The organism is Xanthomonas cannabis (assembly GCF_040616535.1).
GTDB classification, from domain to species: Bacteria; Pseudomonadota; Gammaproteobacteria; order Xanthomonadales; family Xanthomonadaceae; genus Xanthomonas; species Xanthomonas cannabis.
This window is the reverse complement of record NZ_CP136580.1, coordinates 3,667,615-3,689,190: the sequence shown is the minus strand read 5'-3', so window position 1 is coordinate 3,689,190 and position 21,576 is coordinate 3,667,615. Positions and strand designations below refer to the sequence as shown.

Below are 21,576 nucleotides of genomic sequence, written 5' to 3'. Positions count from 1 at the left end.
ATGACCTTGCTGCCGCTGTCCCATCTCGACCGGCTCGAAGCCGAAAGCATCCACATCCTGCGCGAAGTCGCCGCCGAGTTCCGGACCCCGGTGATGCTGTATTCGGTCGGCAAGGACAGCTCGGTGCTGCTGCATCTGCTGCTGAAGGCGTTCGCGCCGTCGCCGCCGCCGATCCCGCTGCTGCACGTGGACACGCGCTGGAAGTTCCGCGAGATGATCGCCTTCCGCGACCGTCGCGCCGCCGAAACCGGTGTGGACCTGCGCGTGCACATCAATCCCGAGGGCATCGCCCAGGACATCGGCCCGATCAGCCATGGCGCGGCTGTACACACCGACATCATGAAGACCCAGGGCCTGAAGCAGGCGCTGGAGCAGGGCGGCTTCGATGCGGCGATCGGCGGGGCGCGGCGCGATGAGGAGAAATCGCGGGCCAAGGAGCGGGTGTTCTCGTTCCGCAATGCGCGCCATCGCTGGGACCCGAAGAACCAGCGCCCCGAGCTATGGAATCTGTACAACGCGCGCACCAGGCCCGGTGAGAGTGTGCGCGTGTTTCCGCTGTCCAACTGGACCGAGCTGGATATCTGGCTCTACATCTACCGCGAAAAGATCCCGGTGGTGCCGCTGTATTTCGCCGCGCCGCGCCCGGTGGTGGAGCGCGACGGCGCGCTGATCCTGGTCGACGACGCGCGCCTGCCGCTGCACCCGGGCGAAACCCCGCGGCTGCGTTCGGTGCGCTTTCGCACGCTGGGCTGCTACCCGCTCACCGGTGCGATCGACTCCAGCGCCGACACCTTGGAGGCGGTGATCGCCGAAATGCTGGTCAGCACCAGCTCCGAGCGCCAGGGCCGCATGATCGACCACGCACCGGGCGCATCGATGGAACAGAAAAAGCTTGAGGGGTATTTTTGATGAGCCGGGATTCGGGAGTCGGGATTGGGGATTCGCAAGAGCTGTTTGCGGCGAGCGGGACGGTGGAAGGGGGCGCTTTTGCGAATCCCGAATCCCCAATCCCCAATCCCGGCACCATCGGTGCCTACCTCCAGCAGCACGAATCCAAGCCGCTGCTGCGCTTCATCACCTGCGGCAGCGTGGACGACGGCAAGAGCACGCTGATCGGGCGGTTGCTGTACGACAGCAAGCGTTTGTTCGACGATCAGCTGGCGGCGCTGGAAAGCGACAGCCGGCGGCATGGCACGCAGGGCGAGGGTATCGATTACGCGCTGCTGATGGACGGGTTGGCGGCCGAGCGCGAACAGGGCATCACCATCGATGTGGCGTACCGCTATTTCGATACCGACCAGCGCAAGTTCATCGTGGCCGATTGCCCCGGGCACGAGCAGTACACGCGCAATATGGCCACCGGCGCATCGACCGCCGATGTGGCAGTGGTGCTGGTGGATGCGCGCAAGGGCCTGCTGGCGCAGACGCGCCGCCACAGCTATATCGTGTCGTTGCTGGGCATCCGGCACGTGGTGCTGGCGGTCAACAAGATGGATCTGGTGGATTACGACGCGCAGGTGTTCGCCGGCATTGCCGAAGGCTATCGCGCGCTGGCCGCGCAGCTGGGCATCGCCGATGTGCAGTGCATTCCGCTTTCGGCGCTGGCTGGCGAAAATCTGTCCAGCGCCTCGACGCGGATGCCGTGGTACCAGGGCCCGCCTCTGTTGCAGCATCTTGAAACCGTGCAGCTGGAGCCGCCGGAAGCCGGCAGCGGCCTGCGGCTGCCGGTGCAGTGGGTCAACCGCGCCAATTCGCAGTTCCGCGGCTATGCGGGCACGATTGCTGCCGGTCAGGTGCGTGTGGGCGATGCGGTGGTGGTGGTGCCGTCCGGGCGCCGCACGCAGGTGGCGAGCGTGCTCGATGCCAACGGGGAAGTGGACAGCGCACGCGCCGGGCAGGCGGTGACGTTGACCTTGCGCGATGAGATCGACATCAGCCGTGGGGACATCATCGCCGCCATCGACGACCCGCCTGAAGTGGCCGACCAGTTCGCCGCGCATCTGCTGTGGATGGACGATGCTGCGCTGCTGCCCGGGCGCCCGTACTGGCTCAAGATCGGCACCCGCACCGTCACCGTGAGCATCAGCGAGATCAAGCACAAGGTCGATGTGAATACGCAGGAGCGGCTAGCCGCCAAGCGGCTGGAGCTCAACGAAGTGGGCTACTGCAATCTGGCGCTTGACGAACCCATTGCGTTCTCGCCGTATGCCCGTAACCGGGTGCTCGGTGGCTTCATCCTGATCGACCGCCAAAGCAATGCCACGGTGGCGGCCGGCACGCTGGAATTTGCGTTGCGCCGCGCCGGCAACGTGCATTGGCAGCATCTGGATGTAGACCGCAGCGCACGTGCGCGCATCAAGGGGCAGGCGCCGCGCGTGCTGTGGTTCACCGGCCTGTCGGGTGCGGGCAAATCCACCGTTGCCAATCTGGTCGACAAGCGCCTGCACGCCCTGGGCTATCACACCTTCATCCTGGACGGCGACAACGTGCGCCACGGGCTCAACCGCGATCTGGGCTTCACCGACGAAGACCGCGTGGAAAACATCCGCCGGGTGGCCGAGGTGGCGCGGCTGATGGCCGACGCGGGGCTGATCGTGCTGGTGAGTTTCATCTCGCCGTTCCGCGCCGAGCGGCAACTGGCGCGCGAGCGCTTCGATGCGGGTGAGTTCGTCGAGGTGTTCGTGGACGTGCCGCTGGCCGTTGCCGAGGCGCGCGACGTGAAGGGGCTGTACCGCAAGGCCCGTGCCGGGCAGATTCCCAATTTCACCGGGATCGACTCGCCATACGAGGCGCCCGAAACGCCGGAGATCCATCTTCACGCCGATGGTGAGAATGTAGAGGCGCTGGCGCGCCACGTGCTCGAGTTTCTGGGGCTGGAGCGCTGAGCGCGGGCATCAGGGCGCTGCAAGCGGCCTCCGGCGCGTCATGGGATTTGCAGGAACCGGCAGTACATTGCCGCCCGGTTCTGCGCCAGCCTGGCTCGCAATGGGGTCGCACGGGGCATCGATGACGGCGCTGGCCAGCGCATCGTGGCGGCGACGGCAAGGGTCGTTGGTCATGGTGCAAAGCGCGCCCTTTCTGTCAACGCATGGCGGCCAGGTCGGTAAACTTTCGAGGTACCCCGCCAGGATGTTCTGATGCTTGTTCTGCCCAGCGTGCGCCACTGCGTCGCGCTCTTGTTGGCCGTGTGGCTGTCCGGTTGCGCCCGTCAGGCGAGTACGCCGGCGGTGGCCAAGCCGATTCCGGTGGTGGTGCAGCCGGTGGCGGTGCAGCCGTGGAATTCCACCGTGCAATCGATCGCCACCGTGCGTGCACGCGAATCGGTGGCGCTCACTGCTGCAGTGAGCGATGTGGTGGAGCAGGTGTATTTCGACAGCGGCGATGAGGTCAAGGCCGGGCAGTTGCTGCTGCGGCTGCGTGGCAATTCGCAGCAGGCGGCGTTGACCGCCGCGCAGGCCACCTTCGAAGAAACCGACCAGCTGTACAGGCGTCAGTTGAGCCTGGTTGGCCAGCAGCTGGTCGCCAAGTCCACCGTCGATACGCAACGCGCGCTGCGCGATGCGGCGCAGGCGCGCGTGCAGCAGATGCGTGCGGAGATCACCGACCGCGAGGTCCGCGCGCCGTTCGCGGGCGTGCTTGGCATCCGCCAGATCAGTCCGGGGTCGTTGATCACCTCCAGCACGGTGATCGCCACGCTGGACGATGTGGCGCGCATGTACGTGGACTTCCAGGTGCCGGAATCGCAGTTCGGTCTGGTGCAGCTCGGCAACGTGGTGAACGGCACGGCGGCCGCGTACCCGGGCGCGCGCTTCGACGGTGAGGTGGCGGCGATCGATTCGCGTATCGACGAAACCACCCGCTCGGTGACGGTGCGTGCGGATTTTCCCAATGACGACCGGCGCCTGCGCCCGGGCATGCTGCTGGATGTGCGGCTGTTCCAGCCGGCGCGGCAGGCGGTGGTGATTCCGGAAATTGCGGTGGTGCAGGTGGGGCGCGAGTCGTATGTGTTCCGGGTCAAGCCCGACAGCAGCGTGGAGCGCGCCGATGTGCGCCTGGGCGAGCGCCGCGATGGCAAGGTGGAGATCCTGGAGGGCGTCAAGGCCGGCGAGCGCATCGTGGTGGATGGCACCGGCAAGCTGCGTCCCGGGCTGAAGGTGGTCGACCAGGCCGCGCCCGCCTCGGTGCGCCCGCAGGCCGCCGCACAATGAAACTCTCCGACCTGTCCATTACCCGCCCGGTGATGGCGGTGGTGATGAGCCTGCTGCTGATCGTGCTGGGGGTGATGTCGTTCACCCGCCTCACCTTGCGCGAGCTGCCGGCGATCGACCCTCCCATCGTCTCGGTGGATGTGGAATACACCGGTGCCTCGGCGGCGGTGGTGGAAAGCCGCATCACCCAGGTGCTGGAAGACGCGTTGGCCGGCATCGAGGGCATCGAGACCATCGAGGCGCGCAGCCGCAATGGCTCCTCCGACATCAGCATCGAGTTCGTGCAGTCGCGCGATGTGGAAGCCGCTGCCAACGACGTGCGCGATGCGGTGAGCCGCGTGTCCGACCGCATGCCCGACCAGGCGCGCCCGCCGGAAATCTCCAAGGTCGAAGCCGACGCCGACCCCATCCTGTGGCTCAACATGAGCTCCAGCACGATGGACACGCTGCAGCTGTCCGACTACGCCGAACGCTACGTGGTGGACCGCTTCTCCAGCCTGGATGGCGTGGCGCAGGTGCGGATCGGCGGGCGCCAGCGCTATGCGATGCGCATCTGGCTGGACCGCGATCAACTGGCTGCACGCGCGCTCACCGTGGCCGATGTCGAGGCCGCGCTGGAAAACGAAAACGTCGAGCTGCCGGCCGGCAGCATCGAATCGGCGCAGCGCGATTTCACCCTGCGGGTGGAGCGCAGTTATCTCAAGCCGGAAGACTTTGCCAAGCTGCCGCTCAGCAAGGGCGAGGGCGGCTATGTGGTGCGGCTGGGCGACGTGGCCAAGGTCGAGCTGACCTCGGCCGAACGCCGCGCGTATTTCCAGAGCAATGGTGTGCCCAACGTGGGCCTGGGCATCGTGCGCAACTCCACCGCCAACGCGCTGGACGTCGCCCGCGAGGCGCGCGCGCAAGCGGAGGAAGTGCAGAAATCGCTGCCGCAGGGCACCAACATCTTTGTCGCCTTCGACACCACCACCTTCATCGATGCGGCCGTGGAGCGCGTGTATCACACGCTGGTCGAAGCGGTGGTGCTGGTGCTGGTGGTGATCTGGGTCTTTCTGGGCAGCGCACGCGCGGCATTGATTCCGGCGGTGACGGTGCCGGTGTGTCTGATCGCCGCGTTCATCGCGCTGTACGCCTTCGATTTTTCGATCAACCTGCTCACCCTGCTGGCGCTGGTGCTGTGCATCGGGCTGGTGGTGGACGACGCCATCGTGGTGGTGGAAAACATCCAGCGCCGCATCGACCTGGGCGAGCCGCCGCTGGTGGCGGCCAAGCGCGGCACCGGGCAGGTGGCATTCGCGGTGATTGCGACCACGGCGGTGCTGGTGGCGGTGTTCCTGCCGGTCGGCTTTCTGGAAGGCAACACCGGGCGCCTGTTCCGTGAATTGGCGGTGGCACTGGCGGCGGCGGTGGCGATCTCGGCCTTCGTGGCGCTGACGCTGACGCCGATGATGTCGTCCAAGCTGCTGCGCTCGCATCGCGTGGCCAAGCCCAATCGCTTCCATCAGTGGTTCGACGGGCGCATGCAGGCGGTGTCCGGCGCGTACGGGCGTTCGCTGGAGCGGCACGTGCAGCGCACCTGGATCTTTGCGCTGCTGATGCTGCTGGCGTTGGGCGCCAGCGCATGGTTGATGGGGCGCATTCCCTCCGAACTGGCGCCGGCCGAAGACCGCGGCAACTTCCAGATCATGATCGACGGCCCCGAGGGTGCCGGTTTCGATTACACCGTGGGGCAGATGCATCAGGTTGAAGACATCCTGCGGCCGTATGTGGGACCGGACAAACCCATCGTGCGTGCCAACCCGCGCGTGCCCGGCGGCTTCGGCAGCAGCGAGGAAATGCACACCGGCCGCGTCAGCGTGTTCCTGCAGGACTGGGAGCAACGCACCCGCCCGACCACCGAGGTGGCCGATGAGCTGCAGCAGAAGCTCAACGTGCTCAGCGGCGTGCGCGCACGCACGCAGGTCAGCGGTGGGCTGGTGCGCAGCCGCGGCCAACCGTTCCAGATGGTGCTCGGTGGCCCGGATTACGCGGAAATCGCGCAATGGCGCGATCGCATCCTGCAGCGCATGGAGGCCAATCCCGGCCTGGTCGGGCCGGATTCGGATTACAAGGAAACCCGCCCGCAGATGCGCGTGAATATCGACCGCCTGCGTGCGGCCGATCTGGGCGTGCCGGTGACGGCCATCGGTGGCGCGCTGGAAGCGTTGATGGGCTCGCGGCGCGTCACCACCTTCGTCGACAACGGCGAGGAATATGATGTGATGCTGCAGGCCGGGCGCGAAGGCCGCATGTCACCGGAAGACCTCACCGCCATCCGCGTACGCTCCAGCCGTGGCGAACTGATTCCGTTGTCCAACCTGGTCACGCTCAGCGAAGTGGCCGAGGCCGGCACCTTGAACCGCTTCAACCGGCTGCGTGCAATCACCATCACCGCCGGTCTGGCGCCGGGTTACCCGTTGGGCGACGCCATCGCCTGGGCGCAACAGGCCGCACAGGAAGAACTGCCGGAATACGCGCAGCTGGACTGGAAGGGCGAATCGCGCGAGTACCAGCAATCCGGCAGTGCGGTGTTGCTGACCTTTGGCATGGCCTTGCTGGTGGTGTACCTGGTGCTGGCTGCGCAGTTCGAAAGTTTTGCGCATCCGCTGGTGATCATGCTCACCGTGCCGCTGGCGGTGCTGGGTGCGTTGGTCGGCTTGTGGGTCACCGGCGGCACGCTCAATCTGTTCAGTCAGATCGGCATCGTGATGCTGGTCGGCCTGGCCGCGAAGAACGGCATCCTGATCGTGGAATTCGCCAACCAGTTGCGCGACGAAGGCCGCAGCGTGCACCAGGCCATTGTCGAATCCGCCTCGGTGCGGCTGCGCCCGATCCTGATGACCTCCATCGCCACCGTGGTGGGTGCCATCCCGCTGGTGGTGGCCGGCGGGCCCGGCTCGGCCAGCCGCGCCACCATCGGTGTGGTGGTGATCTTCGGGGTGTCGCTGTCCACGCTGCTGTCGCTGTATGTGGTGCCGGCGTTCTACAGCCTGATCGCCCCGTACACCAAGTCGCCGGAAGCACTGGCTCGCCAGCTGGAAAGCCTGGAAGCGGACACCCCATCGGTGGGCGGGCACGCGTAGCGTGCCTGGTCACGCTGCACGGCCGCACGTTGGGTGCGGCTGTGCAGGGCGGTCACGCCACCTGCATGCGAATGCCGGTCTGCGCGCTGGTGCGCAGCGCCAGCATCACGCTGTGACACGCAACGATGCCAAGGCCGCGCAGACGAGCCGTTCTTGCAGCGGTACGTTGGTTGCGTGCCGTCCAACATCGGTTGCAGCGGCATCTTCAGGTGCACATGCCGCCGGCCGCCACGGCACGATGCGACCGCCATTGTTGCCACTGCGGGCAGGCAGCCGGCGCCTGCCCGCCCGCAGCAGCCGTCCCGCCCATCCAATGACTAAGGTCACATGACACGCATGCCCGGCTGTGATCGACTTCGGCGGTTACCCTGACCGGAATTGCCCATGCGTCGTCTTGCCTGTCTGCTCGCTCCTTCCCTTCTTGCGCTGTGCTGCGGTAGTGCGCTGGCGCAAACGTCCGGCGAGGCAGTGCCCAATGGGCGCCTGCCGACCTGGGCGGTACCCGAGCGCTACAGCCTGTCGTTCAAGATCGATCCGGAGCAGACGCAGTTCAGTGGCCGCACCACCATTCGCGTGCAGCTCAAGCAGGCGTCCGATCACCTGTGGCTGCATGGCAAGGAATTGGTGGTCAGCAAGGCCACGGTCAAGCCCGCCAAGGGCAAGCCGCTGACCGCGCGCTACGTGCAGGCCGATGCACAAACCGGCGTAGTGCGCCTGGACTTCGGCCGCACGCTGCAGCCGCAAACGCTCACCGTCGACATCGTCTACAGCGCGCCGCTCAATCAGCAGCTGCAGGGCCTGTATCAGGTGAAGTACCAGGGCAACGCCTATGCGATGACGCAGATGGAGCCGATCAGTGCGCGCTACGCGTTCCCCGGCTTCGACGAGCCGGCGTTCAAGACGCCGTTCGACCTGAGCCTGACCGTGCCCAGCGACGACCAGGCGCTGGCCAACACCATCGCCACCTCGACCAAGCCGGCCGGCAAGGGCTGGAAGACGGTGACCTTTGCGCCCACCGTGCCGCTGCCCACCTATCTGGTGGCCTACGCGGCCGGTCCCTGGGATGTGGTGGATGTGCCGGCCATGCCGGCCACCCCGCAGCGCCCCACGGCCACGCCGTTGCGCGGTATCGCCGCCAAGGGGCAGGGCCCGCGCATCACGCCCGCACTGGACCAGACCCCGGCCATCATCGCTGCGCTGGAGGACTATTACGCGTTTGGGTATCCGTTCGACAAGCTCGATCTGGTCGCCGCCCCGGATTTCAGTGCCGGCGCGATGGAGAACCCGGGGTTTGTCACCTTCCGCGATTGGCTGTTGCTGTTGGACAAGGACTCGCCGGCGGTGAACGTGCAGCGTTCCTTCAACACCAACGCACATGAGCTGGCGCATCAATGGACCGGCGATGCCGTGACCATGGCATGGTGGGACGACCTGTGGCTCAACGAGGCCTTCGCCACCTGGATGCAGCAGAAGATCACCATGCAGCTGCATCCGGAATACCACGCCAACCTGGACCGGATCGGCGGTGCGCAATATGCGATGAACAACGACAGCCTGGTCAGCGCGCGCAAGATCCGCCAGCCGATCACCGGCAATGGCGATATCGAAACCGCCTTCGACGGCATCACCTACCAGAAGGGTGCGGCAGTGTTGGCCATGTTCGAAGCCTTCGTCGGCGAGGATGTGTTCCGCGAGGGCATGCGCGCCTATATCGCCAAGCACAAGTTTGCCAATGCCACCGCCGACGACCTGGTCGATGCGATCGCCGAAGCAGCCGGCAAGGGCGCCGATTTCAAGGCCGCCTTCCGCAGCTTCCTCAATCAGCCGGGCGTGCCGTACCTGCAGACCCAGGTGACCCGCGAAGGCGGCAAGACCGTGGTGAAGCTGCAGCAGCAGCGCTACCTGCCGCTTGGCTCGGCCGGCTCCACCGCGCAGCAGTGGGGCGTGCCGGTGTGCGTGAAGTACGGCAAGGAGAAGAACCAGGTCGGCACTGCCTGCCAGCTGCTGGACAGCGCCAGCGGCAGCATCGTGCTGGAAGGCGCCAGCAAGAACACCTGGGTCTTCCCGAACGCGCGTGGCGCCGGCTATTACCGTTTCAGTCTGCCGAAGAAGCAGCTGGCCGCACTGGGCAAGCAGATCGGCCAGCTCGACGACAGCGAGCAGCTTGCCTATGCCGATGCGATCGACGCGGCGTACCGCCATGGCGATGCCGACAGCGATGCAGTGCTGGCAGCGATCAAGCAGCTGGCGCCGTCCGCATCGGCCGATGTGTCCACCGCGCTGGTGGACCGCTTGGTGTGGATCTGGCAGTACCAGGCCAGCACCGAGGCGCAGCGCAGCGCCTTGCGCAAGGTGGCCGAGCAGGCCTACCTGCCGCGCCTGCGTCAATTGGGTTACACGCGGCGCAGTGGCGAGTCGGTCGACGACGTCGCGTTGCGGAGCGCGTTGACCAGCCTGTTCGGGTTGCGCCTGCAGACGCCGGAGGTGCGCAAGGCCTTGCTCGCCCAGGGCGACGCCGTGCTGGCCGGCGGCAACGGGGCGCTGGAGTTCTCCGCGGCCAATCCCGACCTGCTCGGCAGCGCACTGTCGGTGACTGTGCAGGAACGTGGCGCGGCCGCGGTGAATGCCTTGATCGCCGCGTTGCGCACGCATGCCGACCCGGCGCAGCGCAACGCGATGATCGATGGGCTGGGCGCGGTGCAGGACCCGGCGCTGCTCAAGCAGGTACGGGATTTCGCGCTCACCGATGCGATCAAGGTAGGCGAGATGAAGAGCCTGCTGCGGCGTGGCCACGCCGAGCAGGCCTCGCATGCGTCGATGTGGCCCTGGTTCACCGCCAACTTCGACCGTATCGTGCAGCGCAGCGGTTCGTTCGACGGCGGCGGCTTGCCGGCACTGGCTGCCAGCGGCGGCTGCAGCAGCGAGGAAGCCGGCCGCCTGGAGGCCTTCTTCAAGCCGCGGCTGGCCACCCTCAGCGGCGCCGACCGCGGCCTGGCCCAGACCGGCGAAACCATCCGCCTCTGCGCCGCGCTCCAGCAGGCGCAGGCCGCCAAGCGCTGAGTTGCGGCGCGGGTCTGGTGTGCGCAGTATCGGCGGTGTCGATACTGCGCCCGCCAGGACCCACCCGATGCATGAATTGCTGACGCTGCAGGGAGAAGGCTTCGTGCTCCGCCGCTGGCGTCAGGACGACCTGGCTGCCTTGCTGCGGCATGCCAACGACCCGCTGGTACCGCGCGGATTGAGCGAACGATTCCCTCACCCGTATACGCGTGCCGATGGGGAAGCCTTTCTAGCTGGGCGGGTAGTCAACCTGCAACATCCGGTGCTGGCCATCGAGATCGACGGTCAGGCCTGCGGCACGATTGGGGTACGTCCAGGGCAGGGCGAGCGCCGCTTCTCGGCCGAGTTGGGCTATTGGATCGGTCGCACGCACTGGGGCCGCGGCTGGATGACACGCATCGTGGGCACCTATGTCGCCTGGGCGATGCAGACCCTGCCGCTCTACCGCGTGCAGGCCACCGTTCTCGACACCAATCCCGCATCGGCTACGGTGTTGTTGCGTAACGGCTTCGTCGAAGAGGGTGTCAGCCGCTGTGCGCTGATGAAGCCGGACGGGCTACACGACTTACGTGTGTTCGCACGGGTGAATCCGCCCGCTTTTGCCTGAATACCTGTTCGTGTTGTCTTGCCGGGCATCGTTGCACGCGCGTGATTGCGGTCTGCAGCAGGCATATACGGTACAGCTGCCAAAAGCGACCGCGCTCGCCACCAGGCGGGCGCGGCTGGTGCTGGTGCGGCATGTCGCACTGCGTAGATTGCGGTTGCTGCGCGCCGTCCACACCACCTGACGACTGCTCGCCAGGTGTATTAGCCGCTCCACCAGGGGCACGCAGAAGCTGCGTGCGTTTCGTCTCCTCGGCAGCGTTCCTCTACAGGACGGCAAGACGTTCGCAGTGGCTCAGCCCGGCCACCGTATACGCCCCATCGCGTCGGTGGCTTACCATCGTCGTCACTCTTCCTGCGGTTGCGGCCCTGCCGGTGCTGCAGCACGACCAACACCACACTGCGGAAGGGGCCGAAAAACCTTTTTCGCGCTGCAAGCAACACCAACTTCTGGATACGACGATGACACAGCACGATGGACGCGGCCCACGGCCGCCACGCGATGGCGGCTCCGGCGCCTCGCACAACCCGTGGGGCCGCGCCGCGCCGCGCACGCCTGCACCGCGCAGTCCCGCACCCCGCGCGCCGGCCCAGCACACGCCCGCCACCGCGCTACCTGCCGCTGCGGCAAGCGGCAACGCGCGCGAGGTGCGGCTATACGGCATCAACGCCGTGCAGGCCGTGTTCAAGGCGCGCCCGCAAGCCATCCGCAAGCTCTATCTGAGCGAGGCGCGGATTCCGCAGTTCAAGGCCTTGCTGGCCTGGTGCGTGGCCGAGCGTATCGGCTATCGCGTGGTGGAAGACGCCGACCTCAGCAAGCTGGCCGCCAGTGCGCACCATGAAGGCGTGGTGGCCGAGGTGCTGCGCGTGGCGCCGCAACCGCTGCAGGAGTGGCTGGCCGCGTTGCCGCAGGGCCCGGTGCTGGCGCTGTGGCTGGATGGCGTGGGCAACCCGCACAACTTCGGCGCGATCCTGCGCTCGTCCGCGCATTTCGGTGTCGGCGGCTTGCTGCTGCCGGCCGGTTCCACGCTGGGGCTGTCCGGCGCTGCGGCACGCGTGGCCGAAGGCGGTGCCGAAGCGGTGCCGCTGGTGCAGTTGCCCGACACCGCGCAGGCGCTGACCCAGTTGCGGCACGCCGGGTTTGCGGTGGCCGCCACACTTGTTGATGGCGGCCAGGACGTGTTCGCTGCCAGCCTGCCGCAGCGCCTGGTGTACGTGATGGGAGCGGAAAGCGAGGGCATGGACCGCCAGTTCGCGCGCGACTGCGATCTGCAGCTGTCCATCGGCGGCAGCGGCAAGGTCGAAAGTCTCAACGTGGCCTCTGCCACCGCCGTCTTCCAGGCCGCCTGGCGTGCCCGTGTGATCACCGGAGATCTCTGATGCGTGTGTCTGCCTGGCTACTGGCTGCTACCTGCGTTATCACCGGCAGCGCTGCTGCTGCCACGGCGCCTACGCCTGCCGCACCACCGGACGTGCGCACCGATCACGGTGTGGTGCGCGGCCAGTGGCAGGACGACGGCAGCGCGGTGTTCCGCAAGATCCCGTTCGCCGCACCGCCGCTGGGCGCATTGCGCTGGCGGCCGCCGCAACCGGCGGCCGCCTGGACACAGGTACGCGACGCCACCCAGGCGGCCACGCCGTGCATGCAGCCGGCGCTCGGCTGGAACGACGCGATGGCCAGGCGCGGCAGCGAAGACTGCCTGTACGTGGAAGTGCAGACCCCTGCGTTGCATCCGGCCAAGCCCTTGCCGGTGTTCGTGTGGATCCACGGCGGCGCCAACGTGGCTGGCGGCGCCGATGGGCATTTGCCCACCAACCTCGTCGCGCAAGACATGCTGGTGGTGACGCTGCAATACCGGCTGGGCGCGCTGGGCTTCCTGTCGCTGCCGGAATTGCGCGATGGCGACAACGACGCCGCCGGCAATTACGCCCTGCTCGATCAGATCGCCGCGCTGCGCTGGGTGCGCGACAACATCGCGCAGTTTGGCGGCGACCCGGAGCGGGTGACCATCGCCGGGCAATCGGCCGGTGGCCAGGACGTGGGCCTGCTGATGCTCAGCCCGCTGGCACGCGGCCTGTTTTCTGGTTCGATCGAACAGAGCGGCACCGCCGGGTTCGGCTTGCCGGCACGCAGCCTGGAGGACAATCGCGCGGTGGGCGTTGCCATCGCCAAACGCGCAGGCATCGAGGATCCGGCAACGCGCCTGGATCAACTGCGCGCGCTGCCGGTGGAGCAATTGCTCAAGGCCGGGCAGGGCGTGGACGTGCCGGCGCTGGACGACGACGGCTACATCTGGCTGCAGGCGGTTGTCGATGGCCGCGTGCTGCCGCGTGCACCGGCCGAGCTGCTGGCAAGTGGCGCACAGGCCAAGGTGCCGCTGCTGATCGGCTATGTGGTGCAGGAGCTCACCTACGGTGGCGAGCAGGGCGCGCAGGCGCGTCTGCGCCGCGACTATCCCGATCGTGCCGATGCGGTGCTGCAGGCGCAGCGCGCGCACGCGGCGCAGCGTGCTGCGCGGCAGGGCAATGCGGCGATGCAGCTGTCCACCGATCTCACCTTCCGTTGCCCGGCAGTAACGGTGGCCCAGCACCAGGCCGCTCTCGGGGTACCGGTGTGGCATTACGTGTTCGACACGGCTGCACCCGGCGCGCAGGTCACGCACAGCGCCGAGTTGCCGTTCCTGTTCAAGAATCTGCCGGTCGGCCAGCCGCCGGTGTCGCTGCAGCGCTACTGGGCTGCGTTCGTGCAGCGCGGTAACCCGAATGCCAAGGGCCTGCCTGCCTGGCCGGCGTTTGCACCCAAGCATGCGGCATTGCAGTTCGATGCACGTGGCGTGCAGCCCATCAAGGATGCGCGCCCGGCCGTGTGTGCAGGGGTGGATTTGCCGTAGCCGATCGCGCGCACTGCTGCAGTGCGCGCGACCGCTTCACCTCAGCGTGCGCAGCCCGGGCCACCGAAATAGAAGCCGCCGTTCTGCATCTCCGGCGACAGGCTGGTGCGCGACACACCGCTGCCCAATGCGTACGGATAGCTGTACCCGGCCAGTGCCAGCGTGTAGCAGGCAGGCTGCTCGACGTTGAGCGATGACAGGCGCTGTGCCGGCCGGGTGGCCATGCCGGCATCGCGGTAGAAGTGGTTGGCCTGAAAGGCTGCCTGGCGGTAACCGGCAGACGCGAACCGGCCACTGCCCATCGGTGCGCTCGGGCGGCCGTCCCAGGTCGAAATCTCGCCACCCGCGGAAATGAAGATGTTGGCGCTGCCTTCGGCAATGTCGCCCGCGTAGAGGTCGGCCTTGTAGTAACCGATCCATTCGCCATTCAAGCCGAACCACCAGTACCCATCGGCATTGCGCTGGAATTCCACGTGCAACATGGCCTGTTTGCCGCCTGCGCTGCTGAAGCCGCCGGCCGGTGCCGCACCGAGCACGTTTGCGCTGCTGACCTGCACGAAGTCCGCGCAGTCCAGGTTGTGGCAACCGGTGGTGAGGTAGCCATCCTGGGTGGAATAGATGAACAGGATCGGCGTGTTGCCCCAGCCTGCGCCTGGCTGGGTCTGCCAGCCGGCCTCCAATGTCTGGATCTGCCCCTGCCGGGTATAACCCCCCAACCAGATCTGACTGATCGACTGCGCATCGTTGGCACGCACGGCCGGGACCCAGGTGTTGAGATCGGCGCCGGCACCGGTGACCGGCGAGCCGGCGGTATCCAGATAGATGGTGGAGTAGTAATGCACCACCGACGCGGCCTGCTGCTCGGCTGGTGCGACGAGTGCGCGGGTAGGCTCGGTGATGCGCGGTGTGGTGCCGCGCAGGAAGTCCTGCAGCGTCGCATGCTTGCTGATGTCGGCCAGGCCGATGCGTGCCAGCGGCACACTGCCGGCATCGCAGCGCGGCGCCGCATCCAGCGCAGCGCCGCTGCTGACACCGGCAGCGATGGTCGGCGGCAAGGCGGGCGTGCTGCCATCGCGCAAGGCAGGTTGCTGCGCACGCGGGATGCAATCGAACACCGCCTTGCCCTGACGCACACTGCGCAAGACGGTCAGCCCGTTGTAGCGATTGAACAGATAGCGTTGCATCTGTGCGAAGGCGACAGGGTCCTTGACCTTTGCCGCAGGCGCGCGGTTGGCGTAGCTGAGCTGCGCCTGCGCATCCAGAAATTGCTTGAACTCCGGTGTCACCAGCGGAAACGCACGCGATGCCGCGGCAGCGGCGCGTTGTGCAGCGAGATGCGGCGCGGCGGCAGTGCGTGCGGTGGCAGGGGTGTTCAGGAGTGGCGGCATCACCGCGTCGATGCGTTGGTCATCGGCCACTGAGGTGGAGGGCGCCAGGAGCGTGCCTGCGGGGCTGGCCTGAGCGCTCGTGCAAATGACAAGCGCAGCAACGGCGCGGCCGATCGACATCGGTCGCTTGGAACGGAAGGTCATCAGTGTCTTTCCTGGGGCCGGAGCGAGACAGCGTGCATGCGGCGAACCATGCCCACCGTGCCATCACCATCGCAGGGACAGACCGCAAGACGGTCGTTGGCGCAGGCCTGCGGTGAAGGCCCGCGCATACTAGGTTATCTATTTTTCAAAAGTCTCCGGGCGTCTCCATTGCGTGACACCAGGCACGCGCCAAGCGTAATGCGCTAAGCGGATGCAGATCGCCGGAGGCAGTGCAACGCTGCCTGCCACGAGCGGCGCGCCAACCCCTCTCGCGGCGGGAGAGGGGTTGGTTGTGTGCATGTTCCAGGTGATCACGTGTCTTGATCTGCGGGCAGGGGACGCAGCGCGGACCACTGCGCGTTGAGCGCAACGCGCCGGCTACTGCTTGTGCAGCCGTACCGCTGCGCCGCCGCTGGCGGCCAGCGCCAATTCCAGGGTGTCGTCGCGGGTGAGTGTGCGGGTGTCGATCCGCACGTCGGTCGGGGCCTGGCCGTCGGCATAGATCGTCGCCGTCCAGCTGCCTTTGCCCAGGAACGACAGCGGCAGGGTCAGCGTGCGTGCCTGCTCGTTGGTCATCGCGCCCAGGTACCAGTCCTTGCCGCTGCGTCGCGCCAATGCGATGTGCTCGCCGATCGCACCGTCCAGGGCGCGGGTTTCGTCCCAGCTTGCCGGGACATCGCGCAGGAATTGCGCGGCCGGCACGTTTTCGTATTGCTCCGGGCTGTCGGCCACCACCGCGAACGGGCTTTCGTACACCACATACATCGCCAGCTGCTGCGCACGCGTGGTCATGACCTGCGGTGCGATGTGCTGCATCTTGAATTCGGCCGGGCGCACATTGCGGAAGCCGCCCGGGGTGTAGTCCATCGGCCCGAGCAACATGCGCGTAAACGGAAGCGTGAGGTTATGCGTGGCGGTGATGCGGGTGGTCCACTTGTTGTATTCCGCACCCAGCACGCCTTCCTGGGTCAGATAGTTGGGATAGGTGCGGGTCAGGCCGGTCGGGTGATACGCACCGTGCAGATCCACCAGCAGCTTGTGCTCGGCAGCCTTGCTCAGCAGGCGATGGTAGAAGTCCACCATCTGCTGATCGTCGCGGTCCATGAAGTCGACCTTGATGCCCTTGATGCCGAGTTGCTGGTACCACGCCAGTGCGTCGTCCATGTGTGCATCGAGCGCACGCCAGTGTGCCCACAGCCACAGGCCGACATCGCGCTTGCGCGCATAGCCGACCAGACCCGGCAGATCCAGTTGCTCCACCGGCCGGCGGATATCGGCGTCTGCGTTGTATTGGCCATCGCCGGTGCTGCCGTAATACCAGCCGTCATCGATCAGCATGTATTGCAGCTTCAACTGCTGTGCGTGGTCGATATAGCGCTGGATCGTGGCGGTATTCATGCCCGGGTTGGCCACCCCGCTGGCCAGATTGCCCGACCACCAGTCCCATGCCGACTTGCCCGCGCGCACCCAGCGCGCATCGAACGCCGGCGGTGGATTCAATGCGGAAATCAGGTTGGATTCGATCAGGCTGGCAGGCGTGTCGCCCAGCATGATCACCCGCCACGGCGTTGCGAAATCGCGCCCCTTGGCGTCGATGCTGACCGCCAGCCTGGGGTTGTCCAACTGTGGCGACAACCTGGCCGAGACGCCCAGGCTGCCATCGGCGCGTCCAGTGAGGTAGAGCCCGGCGTAATCGCGCAGGTTCGCTTCGGCAATCGCCAGCGTGGTGCCTTTGGCATCGGTCTGGCAGACCAGCGGCAACTCGAGCAGGTTGTGCGGGCGCAATCTGGACGCAGCGATGGCGTCGTACTCGCCCTCGTGGCTGGTTCCGAACCGGCCCAGATTCAAGCTCCAGCAGGGGTAGTCGCGTGGAAACGCAAAGCTGGTGAGTTCGTCGCGAATGCGCACCTCGCCAGCTTCCGGCAATACGTAACGCAGTGCCACACCGTCGTCGTATGCGCGTAGTTCGATGGTGAGCCGGCGTTGCTGTCGATCGGACAAGTGCACGCGCAGCGCGCGGTAGTGATCGCGGACCTGCTGCGTCTTGCCGACCTGCAAGGCAAACCGGCTGTCATGCGTTTCGGTGGTGCTGTCTTGCACGCGCATGTCGCTGCCGAGTTTGCCGGCGTTGCCCAGATCCAGCCCGAGCGGTGCGTCGTCGAGTACCAACGTGTTGCGGTACAGCACGCGATAGCTGGGCACGCCGCCCTCGCGCAGGGTGAATTCCACTTCGGTGCGTGCGTCGGGCGATTGCACGCGCAGGCGCTGCACGGTTGCGGGCGTTGCGATCAACCACAGCAATGCGCATGCCGCCGGTAGTGCGGACTGGATCAGGTTTCGCATGAGTCCCTCCTCCTGGGAGCGCCAACCCTAACGCAGAAAGGTTGTCGTCGATATCACCTTGGGGTAACGTTACCTCGCACCATGGCCGCTGAAACAGGGGCGGCAGCCACGGGCTGCATCACCAAGCGCGAGCGACGCACTGTCCGGATGGACGCTGGTCGCTTGCACGGACGTGGTGTGCACCGTTGCGTGGCAGTAGAGCTTGGGAGAGGCCTCTAATGCTGATGGTTCGCAAGGCGTTCCGCCGTGGAGCGCTGTGGTTGTTGTGTGGTTGCATGAGCTGGACTGCAGTGGAGGCTGCGCCCGCCGATGCGAATCCGCCGGGGCCTTACGATGTCCGCGTGCTCGCGGGCGGGATGGGGCTGGCAAAGAAGCTCGCCGCCGACGCACCGCTGCTGGCCGCCAACGCGGACTGGAGCCTGTCGGCGTGGGTGCGCCCGTCGCGTGCGAGCACCGGGCCGGCCCTGATTGCCGGTGTCGGCGATCCCAAGGATGCAGGCCGCTACTTCGCGATCGATGCCGGCAAGCTCGGCTTCGTGCAGGGTGCCGATAGCGTGCTGCGCAGCAAGCAGGCGCTACGCGCAGGCGAGTGGACGCAGGTGGCCGCCGTCGCCCGTAGCGGGCGTCTGACGCTGTACGCCAACGGCCGCCAGGTTGCCAGCGGTGCCGCCCGGCAACGTGCAGTGGCGCCGGTGCTGATGTTCGGCCCGCGCGAGCAACCGGCCGCTTACACGCAGCATTTCGGTGGCGAGATCGCCGGCTTCACCGCGCAGGCGCAGGCACTGGAAGCGGCCGCCGTCGCGCAGCTGGCCGCACAGACGCCGGACCCGGCGCTGCAGCGCTTCGAGGATGCATCGCCAGCGTGGCAGGTACAGGTCAAGCAGATGGCCGGGCAGGTGGCGCCACAGGCGCCCGCAACGTTGCCGCGCAGTGCAGCGGCGTTTTCTGCGCCGGTGGCCAAGCCGGTGCCGAACACGCCGGCATTGCAGCCGCTGGATGCCGCTGTCTGGCGGGTAGGCGCGTGGCAACTGGCTGCCGCGCCCGATCTCGGGCCCGCCACCGGCGCCACGTTGTCGCGTGGCGACACGGCCGTTGGCGGCGCCTGGCGTGTCGCCACGGTACCGGGCACGGTGCTCACCACGCTGGTCGATCGCGGCGTGTATCCGGATCCGGATATCGGCCTCAACAACATGGTCATTCCCGAATCGCTGAGCCGGCAGGACTGGTGGTACCGCAGCAGTTTCGACCTGCCCGCCGACGCGCAAGGCAAGCGGCTGGAGCTGCTGTTCAACGGCATCAACTATGCCGGCGAAATCTGGGTCAACGGCACGCAGGTCGGGCGCACGCGCGGTGCATTTGCACGCGGTCGCTTCGATGTCAGCAAGCAGCTCAGGCCCGGCCGCAATGTCGTCGCAGTGCGCGTATCGCCACCGCCGCATCCGGGCATTGCGCATGAGCAGTCCATGACCGCAGGCGTCGGCGAAAACGGCGGCGTGCAGGTGCTGGACGGGCCCACCTTCATCGCAAGCGAGGGCTGGGACTGGATTCCGTCCGTGCGCGACCGTAACGCCGGTCTGTGGCAGGACGTGCAGCTGCATGCCACCGGGCCGGTCACCATCGGCGATACCCAGGTGGTCACCGCGCGCCTGGCAGCGGATCATCGCCGCGCCGAGCTCGAAGTCAGCGTGCCGCTGCGCAACGACAGTGCTGCGCCCGTGCAGGGCACCGTGCAGCTGGCCATTGGCGATGTGCGCATCCAGCGCGAGGTCAACGTGCCGGCAGGCGGCACCACGCTCAAGCTCAACGCCGCCGACACCCCGCAATTGATCATCGCCAACCCACGCCTGTGGTGGCCCAACGGCTATGGCGAGCCGGCGCTGTACACCCTGCAGGTGGGGGTGGAGGTTGCCGGTGCGCGTTCGGACACGCAGCAGTTGCGCTTCGGCATTCGCGAGGTCACCTACGAGTTGTCGCTGTTCGATGAGGATGGCGCGCTGCGGCGGGTGCTGGTGGATTTCAACAAGGCGCGCCTGCGTGGCGAGCGCATTGTGGATGCGCGCCACAGTGCAATCCGTCCCGTGCCCGGTGGCGATGCGCAATCGTTCTATCCCGGTGCCGCCGTGTCGCCGGCGGTCACACCACTGAAGGACGATGCGCTGGCGCCGTACCTGGCCCTGCGCATCAATGGCGTGCGCATCGCCGTCAAGGGCGGCAACTGGGGCATGGACGATTGGCGCAAGCGCGTATCGCGCGAGCGGCTGGAGCCGTACTTCCGGCTGCAGCGCGATGCGCATTTCAATGTGGTGCGCAACTGGGTGGGGCAGAACACCCAGAGCAGCTTCTTCGATCTGGCCGACGAGTACGGCATGCTGGTGCTCAATGACTTCTGGCAGTCCACCCAGAACTACAACATGGAGCCGGCCGACGCGGCGCTGTTCCTGGACAACGCGGCCGAGGTGATCAAGCGCTTCCGCAATCACCCTTCCATCGTGCTGTGGTTCGGCCGCAACGAAGGCGTGCCTGCCCCCATCCTCAACGAAGGCCTGGACAAGCTCGTGGCCGAACTTGACGGCACGCGCTGGTATACCGGCAGTTCCAATCAGGTCAATCTGCAGGGCAGCGGTCCGTACAACTACCGCGAGCCGGTGGGCTACTTCAACGCCTTGGCGCAGGGCTTTTCGGTAGAGGTGGGCACGCCGTCGTTTTCCACCCTGGAGTCGTTCAAGGCCTCGGTCCCGGCAGTGGGCGATCAGTGGCCGATCAGCGATGCCTGGGCGTACCACGACTGGCACCAGTCCGGGAATGGCGACACCGCCAGCTTCATGCGCTCGCTCACCGAAAAGCTTGGTGCGCCCACCAGCCTGGAGGACTTCGAGCGCAAGGCGCAGCTGCTCAACTACGACACCCATCGTGCCATCTTCGAAGGCTTCAACGCGCAGCTGTGGACCAAGAACAGCGGGCGCCTGCTGTGGATGAGCCATCCCGCCTGGCCCAGCAACATGTGGCAGATCTACAGCCACGATTACGACACCCATGCCGCCTACTACGGTGTGCGCAACGCGGCTGAGATGCTGCATGTGCAGATGAACCTGCCGGGTCACGAGGTGGTGGTGGTCAACAACGCCACCGACCCGGTGCGCGGCTTGCGGGTACGGGCGGAGATCTATGGCACCAACGGTGCGCTGCTGCAGCAACGCGAACAAGCGGTCGATGCCGCCGCTGTTGCGGTCTCGGCACCGGTGATGCAGCTGGCGCCGTTGCTCAAGGACACCCACGGGCTGGGCTTTGTGCGCTTGCAGTTGCTTGATCATGATGCGGTGGTGCGTTCGCGCAACTTCTATTGGGTAGCGCGCGATGCGGCTGCCATGCGCGGCCTGGATGCGCTGGCCGCGGTACCGGTGCAGCTCACCACGCGGCTGGAAGACGGCGCAGAGCCGGTGTTGCGTGCCACCGTGCGCAACCCCTCGCAGCAGGTGGCGCTCAACACCAAGTTGACCCTGGTGGATGCGCAAGGCCAACGCATCCTGCCGGCGTACTACAGCGACAACTACCTGAGCCTGGTACCGGGCGAGCAGCGCGAGGTGGAGATCCGCGGGCCATCGGCCGCCGCCTTGCGTAACGCCACGCTGCAGGTGCGCGGCTGGAATGTCGAACCCTCAACCGGCGCTGCGAGCGGGCTTCCGTAGCCGCGCCGATACCTTGCCACGCCGTGCGCCGTGCACGGCGTTTGCACTGGCGCGCCACCCGGCGTGCCAGCCAACACCGCAGTGCCCCCCGGCATTGCCATTCGAAACGGTCGTGGATTGTCGTCATCCCT

The 21,576-nt window shown here is 66.8% G+C and carries 11 protein-coding genes; 9 read left to right on the top strand and 2 right to left on the bottom strand.

What is annotated here, in order from left to right; genetic code table 11:
• The 8 genes from cysD (at position 1) to RZV17_RS15555 (ending at position 13,884) form a co-directional block, all read left to right on the top strand.
• The gene (gene cysD / locus RZV17_RS15590) at positions 1–909 is read left to right on the top strand and encodes a sulfate adenylyltransferase subunit CysD (RefSeq protein ID WP_184556902.1); all 909 of its coding nucleotides are present in this window, start codon (positions 1–3) and stop codon (positions 907–909) included.
• Positions 910–971: 62 nt separating this feature from the next.
• Positions 972–2,885, top strand: a complete 1,914-nt coding sequence (gene cysN / locus RZV17_RS15585; protein WP_355609431.1) for a sulfate adenylyltransferase subunit CysN — start codon at positions 972–974, stop codon at positions 2,883–2,885.
• 252 nt (positions 2,886–3,137) lie between these two features.
• Entirely contained in the window at positions 3,138–4,208 is a 1,071-nt protein-coding gene (locus RZV17_RS15580) for an efflux RND transporter periplasmic adaptor subunit (RefSeq protein WP_355604774.1), read from the top strand.
• Complete coding sequence (locus RZV17_RS15575; protein WP_355604771.1) at positions 4,205–7,330, top strand: efflux RND transporter permease subunit; 3,126 nt, start codon at positions 4,205–4,207, stop codon at positions 7,328–7,330. Before RZV17_RS15580 ends, RZV17_RS15575 begins: the two co-directional genes overlap by 4 nt.
• Before the next feature lie 384 nt (positions 7,331–7,714).
• Positions 7,715–10,390 (top strand): M1 family metallopeptidase, encoded by a 2,676-nt coding sequence (locus tag RZV17_RS15570; RefSeq protein WP_355604768.1) that lies wholly within the window; start codon positions 7,715–7,717, stop codon positions 10,388–10,390.
• A 67-nt stretch (positions 10,391–10,457) separates the two neighbouring features.
• Positions 10,458–10,997: a GNAT family N-acetyltransferase gene (locus RZV17_RS15565; RefSeq protein ID WP_184374805.1), complete on the top strand. Its 540-nt coding sequence runs from the start codon at positions 10,458–10,460 to the stop codon at positions 10,995–10,997.
• 458 nt (positions 10,998–11,455) lie between these two features.
• Positions 11,456–12,373, top strand: coding sequence for a TrmH family RNA methyltransferase (locus tag RZV17_RS15560; protein ID WP_184374806.1), 918 nt, complete (start codon positions 11,456–11,458; stop codon positions 12,371–12,373).
• The gene (locus RZV17_RS15555) at positions 12,370–13,884 is read left to right on the top strand and encodes a carboxylesterase family protein (protein ID WP_355609428.1); all 1,515 of its coding nucleotides are present in this window, start codon (positions 12,370–12,372) and stop codon (positions 13,882–13,884) included. Before RZV17_RS15560 ends, RZV17_RS15555 begins: the two co-directional genes overlap by 4 nt.
• Positions 13,885–13,925: 41 nt before the next feature.
• On the opposite strand, the gene RZV17_RS15550 is transcribed toward RZV17_RS15555, so the two are convergent.
• Together RZV17_RS15550 and RZV17_RS15545 are read right to left on the bottom strand one after the other, a co-directional pair.
• Entirely contained in the window at positions 13,926–15,272 is a 1,347-nt protein-coding gene (locus RZV17_RS15550) for a neprosin family prolyl endopeptidase (protein WP_260215072.1), read from the bottom strand.
• A gap of 522 nt (positions 15,273–15,794) precedes the next feature.
• Entirely contained in the window at positions 15,795–17,759 is a 1,965-nt protein-coding gene (locus RZV17_RS15545; protein ID WP_355604763.1) for a glycoside hydrolase family 97 protein, read from the bottom strand.
• A 218-nt stretch (positions 17,760–17,977) separates the two neighbouring features.
• On the opposite strand from RZV17_RS15545, the gene RZV17_RS15540 reads away from it, so the two are divergent.
• Complete coding sequence (locus RZV17_RS15540; RefSeq protein WP_355604760.1) at positions 17,978–21,445, top strand: LamG-like jellyroll fold domain-containing protein; 3,468 nt, start codon at positions 17,978–17,980, stop codon at positions 21,443–21,445.
• Positions 21,446–21,576: the final 131 nt, after the last annotated feature.

Coding starts and splice junctions, on each gene's coding strand:
- cysD (WP_184556902.1), top strand. CDS start 1: ATGACCTTGCTGCCGCTGTCCCATCTCGACCGGCTCGAAGCCGAAAGC.
- RZV17_RS15575 (WP_355604771.1), top strand. CDS start 4,205: ATGAAACTCTCCGACCTGTCCATTACCCGCCCGGTGATGGCGGTGGTG.
- RZV17_RS15540 (WP_355604760.1), top strand. CDS start 17,978: ATGCTGATGGTTCGCAAGGCGTTCCGCCGTGGAGCGCTGTGGTTGTTG.
- RZV17_RS15550 (WP_260215072.1), bottom strand. CDS start 15,272: ATGCCGCCACTCCTGAACACCCCTGCCACCGCACGCACTGCCGCCGCG.
- RZV17_RS15545 (WP_355604763.1), bottom strand. CDS start 17,759: ATGCGAAACCTGATCCAGTCCGCACTACCGGCGGCATGCGCATTGCTG.
- RZV17_RS15560 (WP_184374806.1), top strand. CDS start 11,456: ATGACACAGCACGATGGACGCGGCCCACGGCCGCCACGCGATGGCGGC.
- RZV17_RS15570 (WP_355604768.1), top strand. CDS start 7,715: ATGCGTCGTCTTGCCTGTCTGCTCGCTCCTTCCCTTCTTGCGCTGTGC.
- RZV17_RS15565 (WP_184374805.1), top strand. CDS start 10,458: ATGCATGAATTGCTGACGCTGCAGGGAGAAGGCTTCGTGCTCCGCCGC.
- RZV17_RS15580 (WP_355604774.1), top strand. CDS start 3,138: ATGCTTGTTCTGCCCAGCGTGCGCCACTGCGTCGCGCTCTTGTTGGCC.